This window comes from Anaerolineae bacterium, from assembly GCA_016931895.1.
Classification (GTDB): Bacteria; Chloroflexota; Anaerolineae; order 4572-78; family J111; genus JAFGNV01.
Window position 1 is genome coordinate 1 of sequence record JAFGDY010000108.1, and the last position, 17427, is coordinate 17427.

The window sequence follows — 17427 nt, forward strand, 5'->3', positions numbered from 1 at the left end:
AAATCTCGTCCAGGTAGGTCAAAATTGAGGAAATCTTGTCGGAGATGACCTCGGTGGGATGGAAATGCCCGGCGTCCAGGCACAACAGAATTTTGTTGGCCACCGCGTAACCCAGATAGAATTCGTGGGAGCCAACCACGTAACTTTCCGACCCCAAGCCAAAGAGTTTGCACTCTACGGCGTCGAGGTTGTAGTTGGGATCAAGCGGCTCGGCCAGAATTTTGTCAAGAGAATCTTTAAGCAACAGGCGGGGCGTTTTGCGGTCCACGGGGGTGTCTTTGAGGCCGTCGGGAATCCAGATGTTGGTGACGCAGGGAGTGCCCAGTTCGCGGCCCATGTACGCGCCAATCTTGCGGCAGGCAAGGCAATGTTCAATCCAGAAGTTGCGGATGCCCTGGTCATAACTGGCCAGGGTAAAGCCATCATCGGCTTTGGGGTGCGAGAAACAGGTGGGATTGAAGTCAAGGCCGTGCCCGTTGGCCCTGGCCCAATCCACCCAACCGGCAAAATGTTTTGGCTCAATTTCATTCCGCTCCACTTTCTTGTCCGTTTCCAGATAGATAGCGTGCAGATTAAGGCGATGGCGGCCGGGGATGAGGCTGTAGGCTTTATCCAGGTCGCGGCGCAATTCGTCGGCGGTGCGGGCCTTGCCGGGATAGTTGCCGGTGGCCATAATGCCGCCGCTCAAGCCGCGGTCGGGGTCTTCAAAACCGCCCACGTCATCGCCCTGCCAGCAGTGCAGGCTGATGGGAATTTGGGCCAGGGTTTCCAGGGCTTTTTCCGTATCCGCGCCAAACGCGGCATATCGTTCTTGCGCCAGGGTGTAGGCGGCCTGGATTTGTTTGTCTGTAGGTTGAGTGATCATTTTATTCTCCGTAATTTTAAGCGTGAACAGCTTCAGAAAATTGAAGGGATGAGTTGGTTCACGATGTGGATGAATAAGCGGGTAGAGGATTCGGTTAATAATATCTTGAAAACCAACATGGGGCAAAACAAACCCTGGCCTGGCTTATCGCGGCTTACGCCGGGATATGCCAGGCCGAGGGCAAATCAAGGAGGAGAGGTTCGCTAAATTTTAAGGTCTCAATTTAGCAAAAACTATTTCTTGTTGGCAAAACTTAGAAGTTGAAATTGTCAATATTATTAAGGTCAAAGGTGAAGGGCGGGCCAAGCAAAATAACCCCATCTTCGCCCACCGTGTACTCACCCAATTTGCCGGCGCTAAATGTTTCGCCCGGGGCGCCGGTAACTTTGCCGGTCGCCACGGCATCAAGGGCGTAAACGGCCAGGTAGCCAAGGTCAACCACGTTCCAGAGTTGGAAAGCCGGGCAAGCGCCGCTCTTCACATACTCGCGCATCTGGTTAGGCAAGCCCAACCCGGTCACCAGGACCTGACCGACTTTATCGGCGTCCTGCACGGCGCGGCTTGAAGCGGCAATGCCCACGGTGGTCGGGGAAATGATCACTTCCAGCTCGGGATAAGTTTTCATCAGCCCCAGGGCTTCGTTGTAGCTCTTCTCGTCCTCGTCGTCGCCGTAAACCGTGGCCACGAGTTCGATGTTGGCGTATTCGGGCTTGGTCAGTTCATCCTTCATCCACTCAATCCACTCGTTCTGGTTGGGGGCGGTAGACGTGGCGGAGAGGATGGCAATCTGGCCCTCGCCACCGGCCAGTTCGGCGGCCAGTTGAATCTGGGCGCGGCCAATGCCTTCGGCGGTGGCCTGGTTGATGTGCAATACGCGGCCACCTGGCGCAATAGACGCATCCCAACTGACCACGGGGATACCGGCGTCAATGGCGCTTTTGCCGGTGGGCACCAGGGCGTCAGAGTCGTTGGCCGATACGGCCAGACCATCAACTTTTTGAGCAATGAGCGCGTTGAGCAATTGGATTTGCTCGGTGGCGTCAGCCGTGGCCGAACCCTGGTAGGTGACGGTCACGCCCAATTCCGCAGCGGCTTCTTGCGCGCCGTCGTTAGCGGCATCAAAGTAGGGGTTGCCCAGATTTTTGGGCACCAGCACATATTGCTTGCCGCCGGCCGCCGGTTCAGCCGCCGGAGCCGCCTCTTTACCCAACAGCGCCTGGGCGTCGGCCTGGCTGGGGATGCACAGCTTCCAACCCGGTTCAATCAGGTCGGGGTTGGCGATGGTGGCATAGCTGCTGTCGGTTTTGGCCATTTCATTGGTAGCCTCAAAGATGGCCGGATAGGCAAAAATATCACCGTAGAACTTGTCGGCCAGCTTGCTCAGCCAGTCGTCGGCCTGCACGCTGTAATCCTCTTCGCAGGTTACGCCCTCCTGGGCCAAAGCCGAGGTCGCCGCCAGTGTTAAGATTAACAATACGGTCAGCATAAGGATAAATTTTGTTACTCTCATGGTAATCCTCCAATTCTTTTTTCTAAAACAGTCTGATCCATTTTTTTTGAAGCCATATTAACATTATTCTGTTGAATAGGCTCCCCTCCTTGTTTGACTATTCACCCCCGCAACCGTCACCCCTCTGTCAGTGGCCGGACAGAGGGTGAAGAGAAGTGGGGGGGTAGGTCCTCATTTGACGCAGCGGAAACCCAGGTCGTCATTGGCCGAGTCGGGCTTGGCTGCGGAACGATTGGTGCCGCGAATTTGATTGGCTTCGTCAAACCAGCCGCCGCCACGGGTCACCCGCAAATCGTTGCTGTAAAACTTATCCTGATAGGTGCTGCCGGGATAGGCCAGGTACGGATCGGTTGTCCATTCCCAAACGTTACCGGCCATATCTTCCACCCCATAGGAGCTGGCGCCGGTGGGAAAACTGCCCACCGCCACTGTGCCCCGAATACCGCTGGCCTTGATGTTAGCCCGGGTCGGGTCAAAGCCGGTGCCCCAGGGGAAGAGCAAACCTTTTTCCCCCCGGGCCGCCTTTTCCCATTCTTGCTCGGTGGGCAGGCGTTTGCCCAACCACTGGCAGTAAGCTTGGGCGTCGTTCCAACTCACCTTGACCACCGGGTGATTGCCCTTACCTTCAACGTAATCGCGCCAGGTTTTTTTGGCTCCAGTTTGCTCGGCTTCGGTTTGATAGCCGGTGGCGGCCACAAACATGGCAAAGTCATCGTTAGTCACTTCAAAACGGTCAATCGAATAAGCCGGTAAGTCAATAATCTGCTCCGGGCTTTCGTTGGGTTCGGTATTGTTGCTGCCAAAAATAAAGGTCCCGGCCGGGATTTCAACCATGTCATCCTCCGGTTTGGGCGGCTCGGTGGGAGTGGGCGTGACCGCCGGTTCGTCACTGCCTTCGGTGGTTGGCGCCGGGGTAGCCGTCGGTTGCGGCGTGGCCGTAGGCCGGGGAGTGGGCGTGGGAGGAACAGCTACCGCCGTTGGCGTTGGTTTTAAGACCACAGGGGTAGCGGTGGCCGCGGCCACCGCCTGGGCTGGCGTGGGCGTTGGCTGCGAAACATTGATGATCGGCGCGCGAGACCAGGCAAAAAAAGTGATAAACAAAATGGCCGCCACCGCGCCTGCTGCCGTAACCAGCAGAGAATTACGGGTCACGCTGACCCCGCCACGGGACAATCTATGGCCAATATTTGGCACAAAAATCGCCAAAATCAGCAAAAAGCCTATGGCCATGCCCTGAGTTTGGCCCTGGATGTTTAGCAAACTCATGCCAAAACGCATCACGCCAATCAAACAGAGCGACAGTATCACGCCAATCATGGTGCCGCTGCCGCCAAAAATATCCACGCCGCCCAGCACGGTGGCGGTGATAACATCAAGCTCAAGGCCCAGGCCAATGTCGGGCCGGGTGCTGCCAAAACGCGCGGCCAGCACAATGCCCGCCAACCCTGCCAACAGGCCCGATAACACAAACACGATCATTTTGATCCGGGCCACCGGCACCCCCGCGTAACGGCAAGCTTCCTCGTTGTTGCCGATGGCGTAGAGGTAACGGCCAAAGCGGGTTTTGTGCAAAACCAGGCCAAAAATCACGGCCAACACCGCCAACAGCAGCATTGAAAACGGCACCGGGGTGTTGCCCAGTTTGCCCTGGCCCAGATAGGTAAATGACGCCGGATAATTACGGGCGGCCTGGTCGCCCAACAACACATAGGCCACCCCGCGATAGAAGGCATAAGTGCCCAGGGTCACCACCAGGGCCGGCAGCCTGACTCGCGCCACCAAAAAACCGTTCAACAACCCGGCCAGCCCGCCTAGCAGCAGGGCCGCGCTCGCCGCCAGCCAGATGTTCCAGCCGTTATTGAACAGCCAGCCCATAAACGAGGCGCACATGCCCAGGTTCGAGGCCACCGACAGGTCAATGTTGGCGGTGATAATGACAAACGTCATCGGCAGCATCATCAAGCCCAATTCCATAAAGTCCGAGGCGGTGCGGAACAGATTATCCACCTGCAAAAAATAGGGCGATAGCAAAGTATTTGCGACGCTGACCACAATCAACAAAGCAACCAGCAACCACTCCCAACGCAAGAAAAAGGTAACCAGCGATTTTTTGGGCGGAGCGCCCAATGACGATGACTCTTTGGCTTGGACGGTCATGCGGCTCTCCTCACATTCAGTGTTTGCTGCAAGCGACGCAACACCACCGCGTCAACCACCACCGCCAGCAGGATGAGCAGACCCTGGGCGGCCAACTGCCAGAAGGGGGAAATACGGATCAGGGTGAGGGCGTTATTGATAATGCCCAGCAACAGCGCCCCCAACAGCACGCCGGTGACGGTGCCGCTGCCGCCAAAAATATTGACCCCGCCCACCACCGAGGCGGCCACGGTTTGCAGTTCAAAACCCAGGGCCGTGTTGGTTTGGGCCGATTCAAAGCGCGAGGCCCACATCACCCCGGCCAGGCCGCACAACAGCCCGGATATAAGATAGACCGAAAAAATGACCCGCTGGGTGCGGATACCGGCCACATTGGCCGCGTCGGGGTTGCTGCCGACGGCGTAGATATTCCGGCCCGGCTGGGTATAGTTAAGAAAGTAATAAATAATAGCCGCCACCACAATGGCCACAATCACCAGATTGGGCAGGCCGAGGGGAGCGCCTTTAGCCAGCGCCTTAAAAGAGGGGGACATCTCAAAGGCATTGATCCACGTGCCCTGGCTGTAAAAGAAGATGGCTCCCCGGAAGATGCTCAAGGTGCCCAGGGTGGCAATAATCGGCGGCACGTTGCCCACGGTAATCACAAAGCCGTTGAAGCTGCCCAGCACGCAACCCAAGGCCATGCCCAGCAGCACCGCCACTACCGGCGACATGTCGGGATATTGCTTGACCATAAATCCCACCATCATCGCCACCAGGCCAATCATCGAACTCACCGAGAGGTCAATGCCCCGGGTAATGATAACCATCGTCTGCCCCAGGGCCACAATCGCCAGAATGGAGATGTTCAACAAAATATCGCGAAAGTTTTCCAGGCTTAAAAAGGCGGAACCGCTGCGGAGGCTGACTAAAATAACCAGGACGATAATAAACAAGGTAATGCCCGTCTCGCGGACGGTGGCCAGGGTCATCAACAGACTGCGTTTGGGAGTGGTTGTTTGGGCGGCCAAATCTCTGTCACCTCTTTCGTTAAATTTACGGGTGTGAATTTTCTAGGCTGTGACAGCGGCTATGACAGCCGTTGTAGCGGCCAGCATGATTTTTTCCTGGGTTGCCTCGGCGCGGCTAAAGTGGCCGGTGAGATGGCCTTCGCGCATTACCAGAATGCGGTCGCTCATGCCCAACACCTCGGGCAACTCCGACGAAATCATCAAAATGGCCATCCCTTGCGCAGCCAGGTTGCTCATCAGACCATGCACAGCGGCTTTGGTTTTTACGTCAATCCCCCGCGTTGGCTCATCCAAAATCAGTATCCGGGGGTGGGTGGCCAGCCATTTGGCCAGCACTACTTTTTGTTGATTGCCGCCGGACAACTCGCGCGCCTTTTGCCATACTCCGGCTGCTCGCACGTCCATCTGCTCGGCGGCCTGGTAAGCCGCCTGTTGTTCATCATTTTGATTGACCCAGCCCAGCCGGGTAAATTCTGGCAGACTGGGCAGGGAAATATTGTGGGTAATGCTCATTTTCAAAATCAGGCCGTGATGCTGCCGGTCCTCGGGCAGGTAAACAATGCCTAAATCCATAGCCTGCCGGGGATTGTTGATAGGCACGGGTTGACCATCAAGACGAATAACGCCGCCGGTGGCCGGCTGAACCCCAAACAGAGCGCGGGCCACATCGGTGCGGCCCGCCCCCACCAGACCGGCCATGCCCAAGATTTCACCCTGGCGCAACTCAAACGAAACGTTTTCAAAAATTCCCGCCCTGGTCAGGTTTTCAACACGCAACACCACCTGGCCAGCCTGAACATCTTGCTTGGGAAACATGTTGGTCATCGTCCGGCCCACCATCATCTGCACAAGTTTATCCGTGTCCACCTCTGAGATAGACTGCGTGCCCACATACGCCCCATCTCGCAAAACCGTCACCCGGTCGGCCAGTTGGAACAACTCTTCCAGGCGGTGAGAGATAAAAACAATAGCCGTGCCGGCCTGGCGCAACTGGCGCACAATGCGGAACAGGTCGTCCACTTCAGCCAGGGTCAGCGACGACGTTGGCTCATCCATAATCAAGATCTTGGCCTTAACCGACAGGGCGCGGGCAATTTCAACCATTTGCTGCTGGGCCACGCTCAGGTTACGGGCCTTGGTTTTGGGATCGAGCTGCACGCCCAATGATTCGAGCAAACCGCTTGCTTCACGATACATACGCCGCCAGGCCACGCGGCCTCCGGCCCGGGTCGGCTGGCGCCCGACAAAAATATTTTCGGCAATATCCAGATCGGGAAAGAGGCTGGGTTCTTGATAAATGGCGGCAATGCCACGTTGCCGCGAGGCCAGCGGGTCGAGAAAGGCAATAGGCTGGCCGTGCAGGTGAATCTCGCCCGTATCCGGCTGGTACACGCCGGTGATAATTTTGATGAGCGTAGACTTGCCTGCCCCGTTTTCACCGAGCAGGGCATGCACTTCTCCGGGGCGCAGGTCAAACGAGACATCGCGTAAGGCCTGAATGCCGCCAAAGTGCTTGCTGATATTAAACATTTGCAGGATAATGTTGTTGTTCATAGGGCCACGTCCAGCTAAAATAGATTGACGAAGGACGACGAACGACAAAGGACGAACGACGAAGGAAGTTGGTCAACGGTCGTTGGTCGTTGGTCATTGGTCGTTGCCTAAACCAAAATCACTTCAACCTGCCGCTCCCGAATCTGGCGTACCAAATCCGCAGGGGCCTCCTGATCGCTGATGAGCGTGTCAATTTGGGCTAAAGTGGCAAAGGTAGAAGCGGCCACCTTGCCCCATTTGCGCGAGTCTAACACTCCCACCACCTGCCGGCAACGGGTCACCATTGCCCGCTTCATGGCTACTTCATTTAAATTCACATCGGTTAGACCTTCTTCAACCGTTAAACCGCGCGCGCCAAAAAAGCCTATCTGAATGTTAATCTCGCCCAATACGTCAGCCTGGGTCGGCAAAACCAACGAAATTGACTCGCGACGTAAATAGCCCCCCGGCAAAATCACCTGCACTCGAGACGCATCCAGCAGGCTCAAGGCTGCTTTGAGGCTATTGGTAATAACGGTTAATTCAGGATACTCTTTGAGATGGGGAATAATGGCATTAACGGTGGTGCTGGCGTCAAGGAAAATGGTCTCGCCATAACTGATTAACCCGGCCGCAGTTTGGCCAATGCGCGCTTTTTGCGCCGCGTATTGCTGGTGACGGACATCAAAGGAGAATTCAGGCATGGTGTTAGTGGAGACCGCTCCGCCTCGCGTGCGCAGCAACAAACCTTGTTCGCTCAAAGCCTGCAAATCCTGCCGGATGGTCACTTCCGACACATCAAACTGCACGCTCAATTCGGCCACCGACAATTGCCCGGCTTTTTCAACAGTTTCCAAAATCTGCTGCCTGCGTTCCGGCAACCGATGTTCTTTGCCCACCCTCAATCTCCCGCAAGCTTTCGAAATGAGTTCTCAAGCGTAAGTTTCATAATAAATCGAAAGCGATTATATAGCTAAAAAGACAATCTGTCAATTTCTTTCTTACGAAAATACCTTTTTTCGTAAGAAATTAAAAGTTTTTTCCTTAAAAATTTTTTAAGCGGCCAGTGGGGAGCAACGACGAATGACCAACGACCATTGACCAATATCTTTTGTCATTCGTCGTTCGTCCTTTGTCGTCATCCCTCCAGGGGATAAACCAGAATGACCCGCCCTGTATCCACAAAACCCCGCCGTTGATAAAACCCCACCAAACCGTGCGCCGCATTGCCTGCTGCGGTTACGGTGACCAGCACCACGGCGCAGCCCTGCCGGCGACACCAGGCGCAAGCCGTTTGAATGAGGGCTGCCGCCACTCCCTGCTGCCGCGCCTGGGGTAGCACGTATAGATCATCAATTTCGGCAGAACGGCCATATTCAATGTTGAGGGCAATGGACACGGTAGCCACGCCTACGGCCTGGCCGTCCCGCCGGGCCAGAAATACGGCATGCGCGGGACTGGCCAGCAGCAAACGCAGCGAGGCGCGCATTTCCTCTTTAGGGGTGGCAAAGCCTTCTTCGCGGAAAAAACGAACCAACAAGTCAAAAGCGGCGTCAAAGGATTCAAGGCCAACCGGGCGAATGGTGAGAGCCGGGGTGGTCGTCATCAGGCAAAGGCAGCCACAAAATGGTAATCGCCGGACCCCACCCGGAAGACAGCCAGTTCTGTTTCTTGTTTTACAAAACGAACCCCTTCCACCTGCTCCACCGGCTGGCCGCTCTCGGTCACTGTATCCGGGTTACTGGTGGGCAGGTAAACGGTGGCCGTGGTATTGGCGGGAATGGTCACTTTCAGGTGAAACTCATGGCCTTCTATTTTCCAATCACTAACAATCCGCCCCCGAATTGAGTCGTACTCGGCTTTGGCGTAAGTTAAACCGCCGCCGGGCCGGGGATAGATTAAAATATGTTGATAGCCGGGCTGGCGGGGATCGGTATCAATGCCGGCCACAAAACGGTACAGCCATTCGCCCACCGCGCCAAAGGCATAATGGTTGAAGGAGTTCATCCGGGGGGGATGGGCCTCGCCCTCGGGCAGGATACTGTTCCAACGCTCCCACATGGTGGTGGCGCCATGTTTAATCATGTGGCCCCAAGAGGGATAGGTATCGTTATTGAGCAGGCGATAGGCTACGTCTTGATGCCCGGTTTCGGCCAGGGCCGGGCACAGATAGGGCGTGCCCAAAAAGCCGGTAGATAGGTGCCAGTCTCGGGCCTTGATGTTTTCCACCAGATGCTGGGCCGCCGCCGGGCGCAGGTCGGCGGGCAGTAAATCAAACTGCAAGGCTACGGCGTAGGCGGATTGCGAGCCATCTTCAATTCGACCATCGGGGAATACGTAAGCGGTGTTAAAAGCAGCTTTGATGCCCTCAAACAACTCCATATACTTTCTGGCATCATCATCTCGACCAATAGCGCGGGCCATGCGGGCCATCAGCCGGACAATATAGACCCAAAAAGCGGTGGCTAACATTTCTTTGGAAGCCGCGCCAACCCCGGTATCCACCGCCACCCAATCGCCATAGTTGTTGTTGAGCCGTTTGGTCCGCAGCAGGTGCGGATTGGCGGCGTGGATGTAATCCAGCCAGCGCGCCATAGCCTGGTAGTGGCGCTCAATGAGGCGCGTGTCGCCATAGGCCTGGTACACCATCCAGGGCACCACAATCCCGGCGTCACCCCAGGCCGGCGCGCCATCCCGTTCCGACACAATCTGCGGGGCCACATCCGGGAAAGCCCCCTCCGGCGATTGGCCGTCTGCCACACTTATCATCCAGCGTGTATAAAACGCCGCCGCGTTCATATTAAAACAGGCCGTGCGGGCAAAAACCAGGGCATCGCCCATCCAGCCCAGGCGCTCGTCGCGCTGGGGGCAATCGGTGGGCACGCTCAAAAAGTTGCCTTTTTGGCCCCAGAGAATATTGCGCCAGAGCTGGTTGGCCATGGGCTTGGAACACTCAAAAAAGCCGGTCTGGGGCAGGTCAGATTGCAGCACACAGCCGGTGATCGTCTCCAGGTCGGCTTCGTCGGGGGAGCCGGTCACTTCCACATACCGAAATCCGTGAAAGGTAAAATGCGGTTCCCAGATTTCCGGGCCGCCGCCTTTGAGAATGTAGGTGTCGGTGGACCTGGCGCTGCGCAAGTTTTCGGTGTAGACCATGCCGTTGGGGCTGAGGATTTCGGCAAAACGAAGCTGCACCCGCGTGCCCGCCTCTCCCCGCACCCGCAGCCGCGCCCAACCAACCATGTTTTGGCCCAGATCAAATACGTAAACGCCCGGTTGGGGTTGGGCCACGCTCTTGGGCTTGATTTCTTGAACCAGGCGCATCGGCTCGGCGCTTTGGGCGGTCAGTTGAATCTGCCGCTCCGCTTTTTCAACACGCACGGCCTGCCAGCCTGAATCGTCAAATTCTGCTTGATCCCAACCCGGCATCTCGCGGCCGGCGTCGTAGGTTTCGCCCATATAAAAGCTAGAAAAAAGGATAGGCCCGGCAGAGCCTTTCCAGCCGCTATCTGTCGTTAATATATCTACGCTTCCATCGGGATATTCAAGATTAAGTTGGGCAAACAACTGGGGCGTGTCGCCATAACGCTTCCGCCTGTTGCCCCAACCCAGATAGCCGCTATACCAGCCATCGCCCAAAATAGCGCCCATGGCGTTATCACCCTGTTGGAGCAGGCTGGTTACATCATAGGTGTCATAAAATACTCGCTGCCGATAATCCGCCCAATCCGGGGCAAAAACGGCATTGCCCACCGGCTGCCCGTTCAAGCGCAGCCGGTAAAGCCCTTTGGCGGTAACATACAGGGTGGCGCGGTGGATGGGTTGGGCCACACGAAATACCCGGCGCAGATACGGACAAGCCTTCATTTCCATCTCGGTGGCGGGGCCGGTGTCAAAACTGATCCACTGCCCCTGCCATTCCGCCGCCTTTAACAGGCCCATCTGCCACCAGGCCGGTGGGCTGTAAACGGACGGGCGACCCTCCCGGTCCCAAAGCCGCACTTTCCACCAGCAGCGTTGGCCGGAAGACAGCGGCGCGCCTTGATACACAACGTGGGTGGATTGATTATTGTCCACCCGCCCGCTATCCCAGAGATTGCCTTCGTCTGCGGCCAGGGTTTCGACACTGTCCGCTACCAGAATTTGGTAGGTCGATTGAATCTGATTGCGCTCTTCCGCAGCAACCACCCAACTGAGCCGGGGCTGTAAAACATCAATACCTAGCGGATTTTGGAGATATTCACAGCGGGGAGAAATTGGTTTTATCATTGGATAGCCCTCCTGAAAATGTAGTAAAACGGAATTGCTCAATTCTCTTCCTGTTCCAACACCATCCGCCGGAAAGCTTCGGCATATTTTACGCCGATTTTTTGGCCGCTCTCACTGGCCCACGCGCGCAGCATGTTCGCCGGGTCCCACCCATTGGGAAATTGGCTAACGTGCCGGCGGAGAGCTTCAATTTTAAGGTCAAGGGTGTCGGTGATATCAATCCAGGTATCGGGGTTTTCGGCGGACGATACCCATACCTGTTTCACCCGGTGCGGCTCAAGGCCCTCTGCGCGCAGTTCGGCAAAAGATAAGGGCATTGAGGCTGCCGGAGCAATCGCATCCAGGGCCGCCTGGCCCACGGCGCGATGGTCGGGATGATTGATGTAATCATGGCCAATGTAAAGGATGGTGGGGTCAAAACAGATCACGGTATCCGGCTTAAAACGGCGAATCTGGCGGACCAGGTCGCGGCGCAGGGCCAGGGTGGGTTCCACTTCGCCGTCGTGATAGCCCAAAAAGACCACTTCCGCCACGCCGGCTACCTGGGCGGCGGCGCGCTGTTCCTGCTCGCGGATACGGGCCAATTGCTCGCGGGTCATACCCGGTTCGTGGCTGCCGGCGTCGCCGCTGGTCACCAGAACATAACTGACCGCAACGCCCGCTTTGGCCCATTTGGCGGCCGTACCCGCCATGACAAACTCGATGTCATCGGGATGCGCGGCAATGATCATGGCCCGTTCAGGCAAGGGAGGTTCTTGATGGTTTGGGGAGGAGATCAGCCTTTTCCACCAATCGTAGATACGCATGTTTATTTTTTTAACCTTTCCGGATGGTTGTGGAAGATATATCTACCCGAAAATTACTTTCGGGGATTTGCTCAAATAGATCTTGGTAGCCGGCCGGTATCTCGATGTCGTTTAACGTCAGAAAGTGATGACCGTCCTCCTGCGCCCGGCCGGCCACCAAAAAACGACATTGAGCTTCTTGTACGGCTTTGAATGCGGCGTACATTTCCATCGGGTTATCGTGATAAAAACGCGGTTGCCACAAACGCTCCACCGTGTCAATGCCTAACACAAACACACTTTTGGGAAATAGTTTGGCCTTTTGGCTAAATAAGGGCGCGCGGGTGAGAATGACCGTGCCCACCTCACAAAATTGCGCCGCCCGCCGATGCGCTTCCTCAAGTTCAAGCGGGGCTTTGTCGGCATTGACCAGGGGCAGTTCAAAGTAAACATCCTGGCCCAATTTTTGGGCCGCTGTTTGGGCCAGTTGGCGGTGGCCATCGTGGAGCGGGTTGAACGCGCCGGAGAGAAAAGCAATGTGCGGCCAGGTTTTGCCGGGTCGCATAGAGCCATCCGGGGCAATGGCCACCCACTCAATATCTCCGGCCAGCAACCAGACCAGCCAATCAACCGGTTCAAAATGCTCAATCAGCTTTTCGGAGGCCAAAAGCTCAGGCAGGGCTAAACCTTTAACCCCGCATCCATCGGCCACGGCCTTAAGCAGCAAAAAGCTAACCAGGTTCTCTTCCTCGGCCCGGGTGCGGTGGCCTTTGGCCAGGGTCAGGGTATAACTGGCCACCCCCTGGGCGTCACACACGGCCAGGCAGCAGCGATGGTCGCCCCGTTTGGGCCGGTCGGTGGCAATGGCAGCCGTACAACCGATTCCGGCCACCGGCGTACCGGGGGCCGCCAAATGACAGGCCCGGATATAGGCCTGGGCAGCCATGGCCCGGGCCACCTGGGGTGAAGAGAACTGATCCGGTTCAAAACCAATTGACTCGGTGAGCGAGGCTGCCGCATAACGGTCCGTGGCTTCCAGGACGGTGCGGGAAGAGCCACCCACGCTGTGCAGCCAGGCCAAAGCCTGCACGCCTGCCCCGGCAAAGTCAATAACCACCATCTGGGGGGCGGCGTGGATAGCGGTAATTACCTGTTTAAGTGGATTTAAATCTGCCATCAATCAGGCCAATTTGGGTAATTAGGATTTTGCCTTCAACCGGCGGCGGGATTTGGATTTTGGCTGGCCTTCTTCCGCGCTCTTTTTTTCTTTGGCTTTGGCCTGCTTTTCGGCCCTGGCCGCGGCCTTTTGGGCCTCGTAATCGGCGATCATCTGTTGAACTTCATCGGCCACCTGCTCCAGCTCGTCTTTCATTTCTTGCACCGATACTTTGTTGATGGCCCGGCAGCCGGGGCACACGGCCTGGTAATGAGAAGGATTCTTTTTCTTGAGCTTGCTGAGTTCAAATCCCACAAAGACCGGGTCCAATTCAAACCGGCGCTTGCACTTAAAACACGTATGATGTATCAAAATCTACCTCCACTTTGTGGTCTCCGGCAAACGGCCGTTTTACGGCAAAGGGCCGTTTTACGGCAAACGGCCGCTTCACGACCAACTCCGTTATATTTTACGTTTGCCCGTATGAATTGTACAGTACCTGCCCCATCTCGTCAATTGGATTCTATGTTGGTAGAAGCAGCCGGCCGGTCGCCCCCACCAAATTACCCAAAATTTGGGATGCATCCCTGTGTAGACAAGTTTACAAGTTGTTTTTGCGCAATTTCTATGTTATACTGCCTGACGCATTATGAAGTTGGCAAAATCAATCCACCCGCCGCCATGCCAACCCGTTTCGAGGTAAATCATGCGCTTCTCTCAACTTTTTGGCCGCACGCTACGGGATAATCCCGCCGAAGCAGAAATCATCAGCCATCGCCTGTTGCAGCGAGCCGGTTTTATCAAACCCCTGGCGGCAGGTATCTATACCCAAATGCCGCTGGGCTGGCGGGTCTGCCAAAAAATCATAGAAATTTTCCGGTTTGAAATGGACGCCCTGGGCTGCCAGGAAATGTTGATGCCCCTGCTCAATCCGGCGGAAGTTTGGCAAAAAACGGGCCGCTGGCACAGCGTTGGCCCCGAATTGCTCCGGTTCAAAGATCGCAACCAACGAAACTTTGTGCTGGCCATGACCCACGAGGAGGCGTTCACCCACCTACTCACCACCGAATTAGAATCCTACAAACAACTGCCCCTGCTGGTTTATCACATCCAAAGCAAAGTGCGCGACGAGCCGCGCCCCCGGGGCGGCCTGATCCGGGTGCGCGAATTCATTATGAAGGATGCTTATTCGGTGCACGTTGACCAGGCCGACATGGACCGTTTTTATCCCAGGATGGTGCAGGCGTATCGCAACATTTATGCTGCCTGCGACCTACGCACCGTGGAGGTGGAAGCCGACTCCGGCATGATGGGCGGCAGCGCCTCGCACGAATTTATGGTGGTCAGCGACAGCGGGGAAGACACCATCTTTATCAGCAACGACGGCGCTTATGCCGCCAACGCCGAACGGGCCGTTTTTGATAAGGGCGCTCCGCCTCAAGAAGAGCCGGCCAAGTTAGAAGAAGTGCACACCCCCAATTGCCAGACCATTGCCGAGGTGGCCAACTTTTTGGGCGTGCCCCAAACCCGCACGGTCAAAGCCGTGTTCTACATTGCCGAAAATGAAACCCAGGACTTTATTTTTGTGGTCATTCGCGGCGATTTGCCGGTCAACGAGGTTAAATTGTTCAATGCGTTGGGCGGCCTGGATTTTCGGGATGCCACCGAGGCGGAAATTGAGGCGGTGGGCGCTGTGCCCGGTTACGCCTCGCCCATTGGCTTGAACAAGGATTTGGGCCATGGCCGCCGGCTGATCATTGTGGCCGACGACTCGGCGGTCAATTTCCCCAATCTGGTCGGCGGGGCGAACAAACCCGGCTATCACCTTAAAAACACTAGCGCGGGCCGGGACTACGAGCCGGACATTGTGGCCGATATTGCCCTGGCCCGGGCCGGCGACAAATGCGCGGGCCGCAACAGCGCGCTGGCCTCGTACCGGGGCATTGAGGTGGGCCACTGTTTTGACCTGGGCCGGCGCTACAGCCAGGCCATGGGCGTTACTTTTTTGGACGAGAACGGCCAGGCCCAAACGCCCATTATGGGCAGTTATGGCATTGGCGTGGGCCGTTTGATGGCCGCCATTGTGGAACAGCACCACGACGAGCACGGCATTACCTGGCCGGAAACGGTGGCCCCCTTTGACTTGTATCTTGTCTCGTTGGGCAAAGGGCCGGAGGAAGAAACCAGCCGGCAGGCCGAGGCGTTATATCAGGAGTTGCTCGACGCGGGCATTGAGACGCTGTTTGACGACCGCCGCGAAAGCCCCGGTGTCAAATTCGCCGACGCCGACCTCATCGGCATCCCCTGGCGAGCCACGGTGAGCGCCCGCAGTTTGCAGCAGGGCGGGGTGGAGGTCAAACGCCGCCGAGAGCCGGAGAAAAAGATTATTCCGTTGGCTGATTTTATGGATTTTGTGTTTGAGGAGATTTGGGGGTAAATCTCTCTATTGACCGTTTACGATAATCGAAAATTGTAAATGGTAAACCCAAAATTACTTTGAGGTAAATTAATGGCAGACAAACTCACCCCTCGTCACCAAGACTTCAACGAATGGTACAACACCCTGGTGCTCAAAGCCGACCTGGCCGATTACGGGCCGGCGCGGGGCACAATGATCGTAAAGCCCTACGGCTGGGCTTTGTGGGAGAACATCCAGCAAGCCCTGGATCAACGGTTTAAGGCCACGGGGCACGTCAATGCCGGATTCCCCATGTTCATTCCCTACAGCTTTTTGCAAAAAGAATCCCAACACGTCGAAGGCTTCTCGCCGCAGTTGGCCGTGGTTACGCACGGCGGCGGCGAAAAGCTGGAAGAGCCGCTGGTGGTCCGCCCTACCTCGGAAACCCTCATCGGCCACGCCTTTGCCAAGTGGGTCAATAGCTACCGCGACCTGCCCATTTTGTTGAACCTGTGGAACAGCGTGGTGCGCTGGGAGCTACGCACCAAACTCTTTTTGCGCACCTCCGAATTTTACTGGCAGGAAGGCCACACCGCCCACGCCACCCGTGAAGAAGCCGAGTTTGAGACCCGCCAAATGTTGGAGGTCTATACCGATTTTGCCGTCAACGAGGCCGCCGTGCCCGTTATCCCCGGCGAGAAGTCGGCCATTGAGCGTTTTGCCGGGGCCGACCAGACCCTGACCATTGAGGCCATGATGGGCGACGGCCGCGCTTTGCAATCCGGCACCTCGCACATGTTGGGCCAAAACTTTGCCAAAGCCTTTGATATTCAATATCTGGATAAAGACAATACCCTACAGTACGTTTGGACCACCTCCTGGGGCCTGAGCACCCGTTTCATTGGGGCTATCATCATGGTGCATGGCGACGACCAGGGTTTGATTTTGCCGCCCCGCCTGGCCCCCTACCAAACCGTCATCGTGCCCATCTACAAAAATGATGCAGAACAGAGTGCGGTGCTGGCCGTCACCGAGCGCGTGCGCCGGGAATTGACCGGCGCGGGCGTGCGGGTCAAAGTGGACGACCGCGACACCCTCTCGCCCGGCTTTAAATTCAACGATTGGGAATTGCGCGGCGTGCCCACCCGCCTGGAGATTGGGCCAAAGGACGTGGCCAAAAACTCGGTGGCCTTGGCCCGGCGGGATAGACCGGGCCGCGAGGGCAAACAGTTTGTGCCACAGGAGGGACTGGCCAAAACAGTGCAAGATTTACTGGCCGAGGTGCAAGCCGCGCTGCTGGAAAAGGCCCGTCGCTTCCGCGATGAAAATACCCACAATGTTGATAATTATGATGACTGCAAAGAAGTCACCAAAACCGGCTTTGCGAAAGCGTGGTGGGCCGGCAGCGACGCGGACGAGCAGCGCGTGCAGGAAGAAACCAAAGCCACCCTGCGCTGTTTTCCCCTGGAACAACCCGGCGGCAGCGGCACGTGTTTTTTCACCGGCAAACCGGCTGAGCGGGTGGCTGTTTTTGGGCGGGCGTATTAGTTTCACAGCGTTTACGGCTTAAAATACTGTCATACTGCTTTCTTTATTAATTTACTACATCACACTTCTCCTTTTGGATTCCTCTCTTGCCTGAATAAGATAAAAAAAGTATGGGATGGTTCACAATTTAGTTGACACTTTTTTGAGCACGAAATAAAAATTGGCCGTTAAAATTTATCGGGTCCAGGCTATTTTC

At 56.3% G+C, this 17427-nt stretch carries 13 protein-coding genes; 2 read left to right on the forward strand and 11 right to left on the reverse strand.

The annotated features are described in order from the left end of the window. The 11 genes from JW953_08380 to JW953_08430 form a co-directional block, all read right to left on the reverse strand. Nucleotides 1–865, reverse strand: an 865-nt coding sequence (locus JW953_08380; protein ID MBN1992710.1) for an L-rhamnose isomerase, incomplete at its 3' end; no start/stop codon positions are given. Nucleotides 866–1118: 253 nt separating this feature from the next. Next, nucleotides 1119–2375 (reverse strand): rhamnose ABC transporter substrate-binding protein, encoded by a 1257-nt coding sequence (gene rhaS, locus JW953_08385; GenBank protein MBN1992711.1) that lies wholly within the window; start codon nucleotides 2373–2375, stop codon nucleotides 1119–1121. A gap of 171 nt (nucleotides 2376–2546) precedes the next feature. Next, nucleotides 2547–4532: an SUMF1/EgtB/PvdO family nonheme iron enzyme gene (locus JW953_08390; protein MBN1992712.1), complete on the reverse strand. Its 1986-nt coding sequence runs from the start codon at nucleotides 4530–4532 to the stop codon at nucleotides 2547–2549. Next, entirely contained in the window at nucleotides 4529–5503 is a 975-nt protein-coding gene (locus JW953_08395; GenBank protein MBN1992713.1) for an ABC transporter permease, read from the reverse strand. The genes JW953_08390 and JW953_08395 overlap by 4 nt, the downstream gene beginning before the upstream one ends. 81 nt (nucleotides 5504–5584) lie before the next feature. Beyond that, nucleotides 5585–7096 (reverse strand): sugar ABC transporter ATP-binding protein, encoded by a 1512-nt coding sequence (locus JW953_08400; protein MBN1992714.1) that lies wholly within the window; start codon nucleotides 7094–7096, stop codon nucleotides 5585–5587. A 107-nt stretch (nucleotides 7097–7203) separates the two neighbouring features. Continuing rightward, entirely contained in the window at nucleotides 7204–7974 is a 771-nt protein-coding gene (locus tag JW953_08405) for a DeoR/GlpR transcriptional regulator (GenBank protein MBN1992715.1), read from the reverse strand. 239 nt (nucleotides 7975–8213) lie between these two features. Beyond that, nucleotides 8214–8681, reverse strand: coding sequence for a GNAT family N-acetyltransferase (locus JW953_08410; protein MBN1992716.1), 468 nt, complete (start codon nucleotides 8679–8681; stop codon nucleotides 8214–8216). Next, a complete protein-coding gene (locus tag JW953_08415) occupies nucleotides 8681–11344 on the reverse strand; it encodes a glycoside hydrolase family 78 protein (protein ID MBN1992717.1) in 2664 nt (887 codons plus the stop codon). Before JW953_08415 ends, JW953_08410 begins: the two co-directional genes overlap by 1 nt. A gap of 38 nt (nucleotides 11345–11382) precedes the next feature. Then, complete coding sequence (locus JW953_08420) at nucleotides 11383–12075, reverse strand: PIG-L family deacetylase (GenBank protein MBN1992718.1); 693 nt, start codon at nucleotides 12073–12075, stop codon at nucleotides 11383–11385. A gap of 85 nt (nucleotides 12076–12160) precedes the next feature. Then, complete coding sequence (locus tag JW953_08425) at nucleotides 12161–13306, reverse strand: hypothetical protein (GenBank protein ID MBN1992719.1); 1146 nt, start codon at nucleotides 13304–13306, stop codon at nucleotides 12161–12163. A 21-nt stretch (nucleotides 13307–13327) separates the two neighbouring features. Then, nucleotides 13328–13657, reverse strand: a complete 330-nt coding sequence (locus JW953_08430) for a hypothetical protein (protein ID MBN1992720.1) — start codon at nucleotides 13655–13657, stop codon at nucleotides 13328–13330. Nucleotides 13658–13991: 334 nt separating this feature from the next. On the opposite strand from JW953_08430, the gene JW953_08435 reads away from it, so the two are divergent. Further along, on the forward strand, nucleotides 13992–15722 hold the full coding sequence (locus tag JW953_08435) for a proline--tRNA ligase (protein MBN1992721.1): 1731 nt from the start codon (nucleotides 13992–13994) through the stop codon (nucleotides 15720–15722). Between the two features lie 72 nt (nucleotides 15723–15794). Further along, nucleotides 15795–17231 carry a proline--tRNA ligase gene (locus JW953_08440; GenBank protein ID MBN1992722.1) on the forward strand — a complete coding sequence of 479 codons (1437 nt, stop codon included), beginning with the start codon at nucleotides 15795–15797 and terminating at the stop codon, nucleotides 17229–17231. Nucleotides 17232–17427: the final 196 nt, after the last annotated feature.

Coding starts and splice junctions, on each gene's coding strand:
- JW953_08395 (MBN1992713.1), bottom strand. CDS start 5,503: ATGACCCTGGCCACCGTCCGCGAGACGGGCATTACCTTGTTTATTATC.
- JW953_08410 (MBN1992716.1), bottom strand. CDS start 8,681: ATGACGACCACCCCGGCTCTCACCATTCGCCCGGTTGGCCTTGAATCC.
- JW953_08390 (MBN1992712.1), bottom strand. CDS start 4,532: ATGACCGTCCAAGCCAAAGAGTCATCGTCATTGGGCGCTCCGCCCAAA.
- JW953_08440 (MBN1992722.1), top strand. CDS start 15,795: ATGGCAGACAAACTCACCCCTCGTCACCAAGACTTCAACGAATGGTAC.
- JW953_08435 (MBN1992721.1), top strand. CDS start 13,992: ATGCGCTTCTCTCAACTTTTTGGCCGCACGCTACGGGATAATCCCGCC.
- JW953_08415 (MBN1992717.1), bottom strand. CDS start 11,344: ATGATAAAACCAATTTCTCCCCGCTGTGAATATCTCCAAAATCCGCTA.
- JW953_08425 (MBN1992719.1), bottom strand. CDS start 13,306: ATGGCAGATTTAAATCCACTTAAACAGGTAATTACCGCTATCCACGCC.
- JW953_08420 (MBN1992718.1), bottom strand. CDS start 12,075: ATGATCATTGCCGCGCATCCCGATGACATCGAGTTTGTCATGGCGGGT.
- rhaS (MBN1992711.1), bottom strand. CDS start 2,375: ATGAGAGTAACAAAATTTATCCTTATGCTGACCGTATTGTTAATCTTA.
- JW953_08400 (MBN1992714.1), bottom strand. CDS start 7,096: ATGAACAACAACATTATCCTGCAAATGTTTAATATCAGCAAGCACTTT.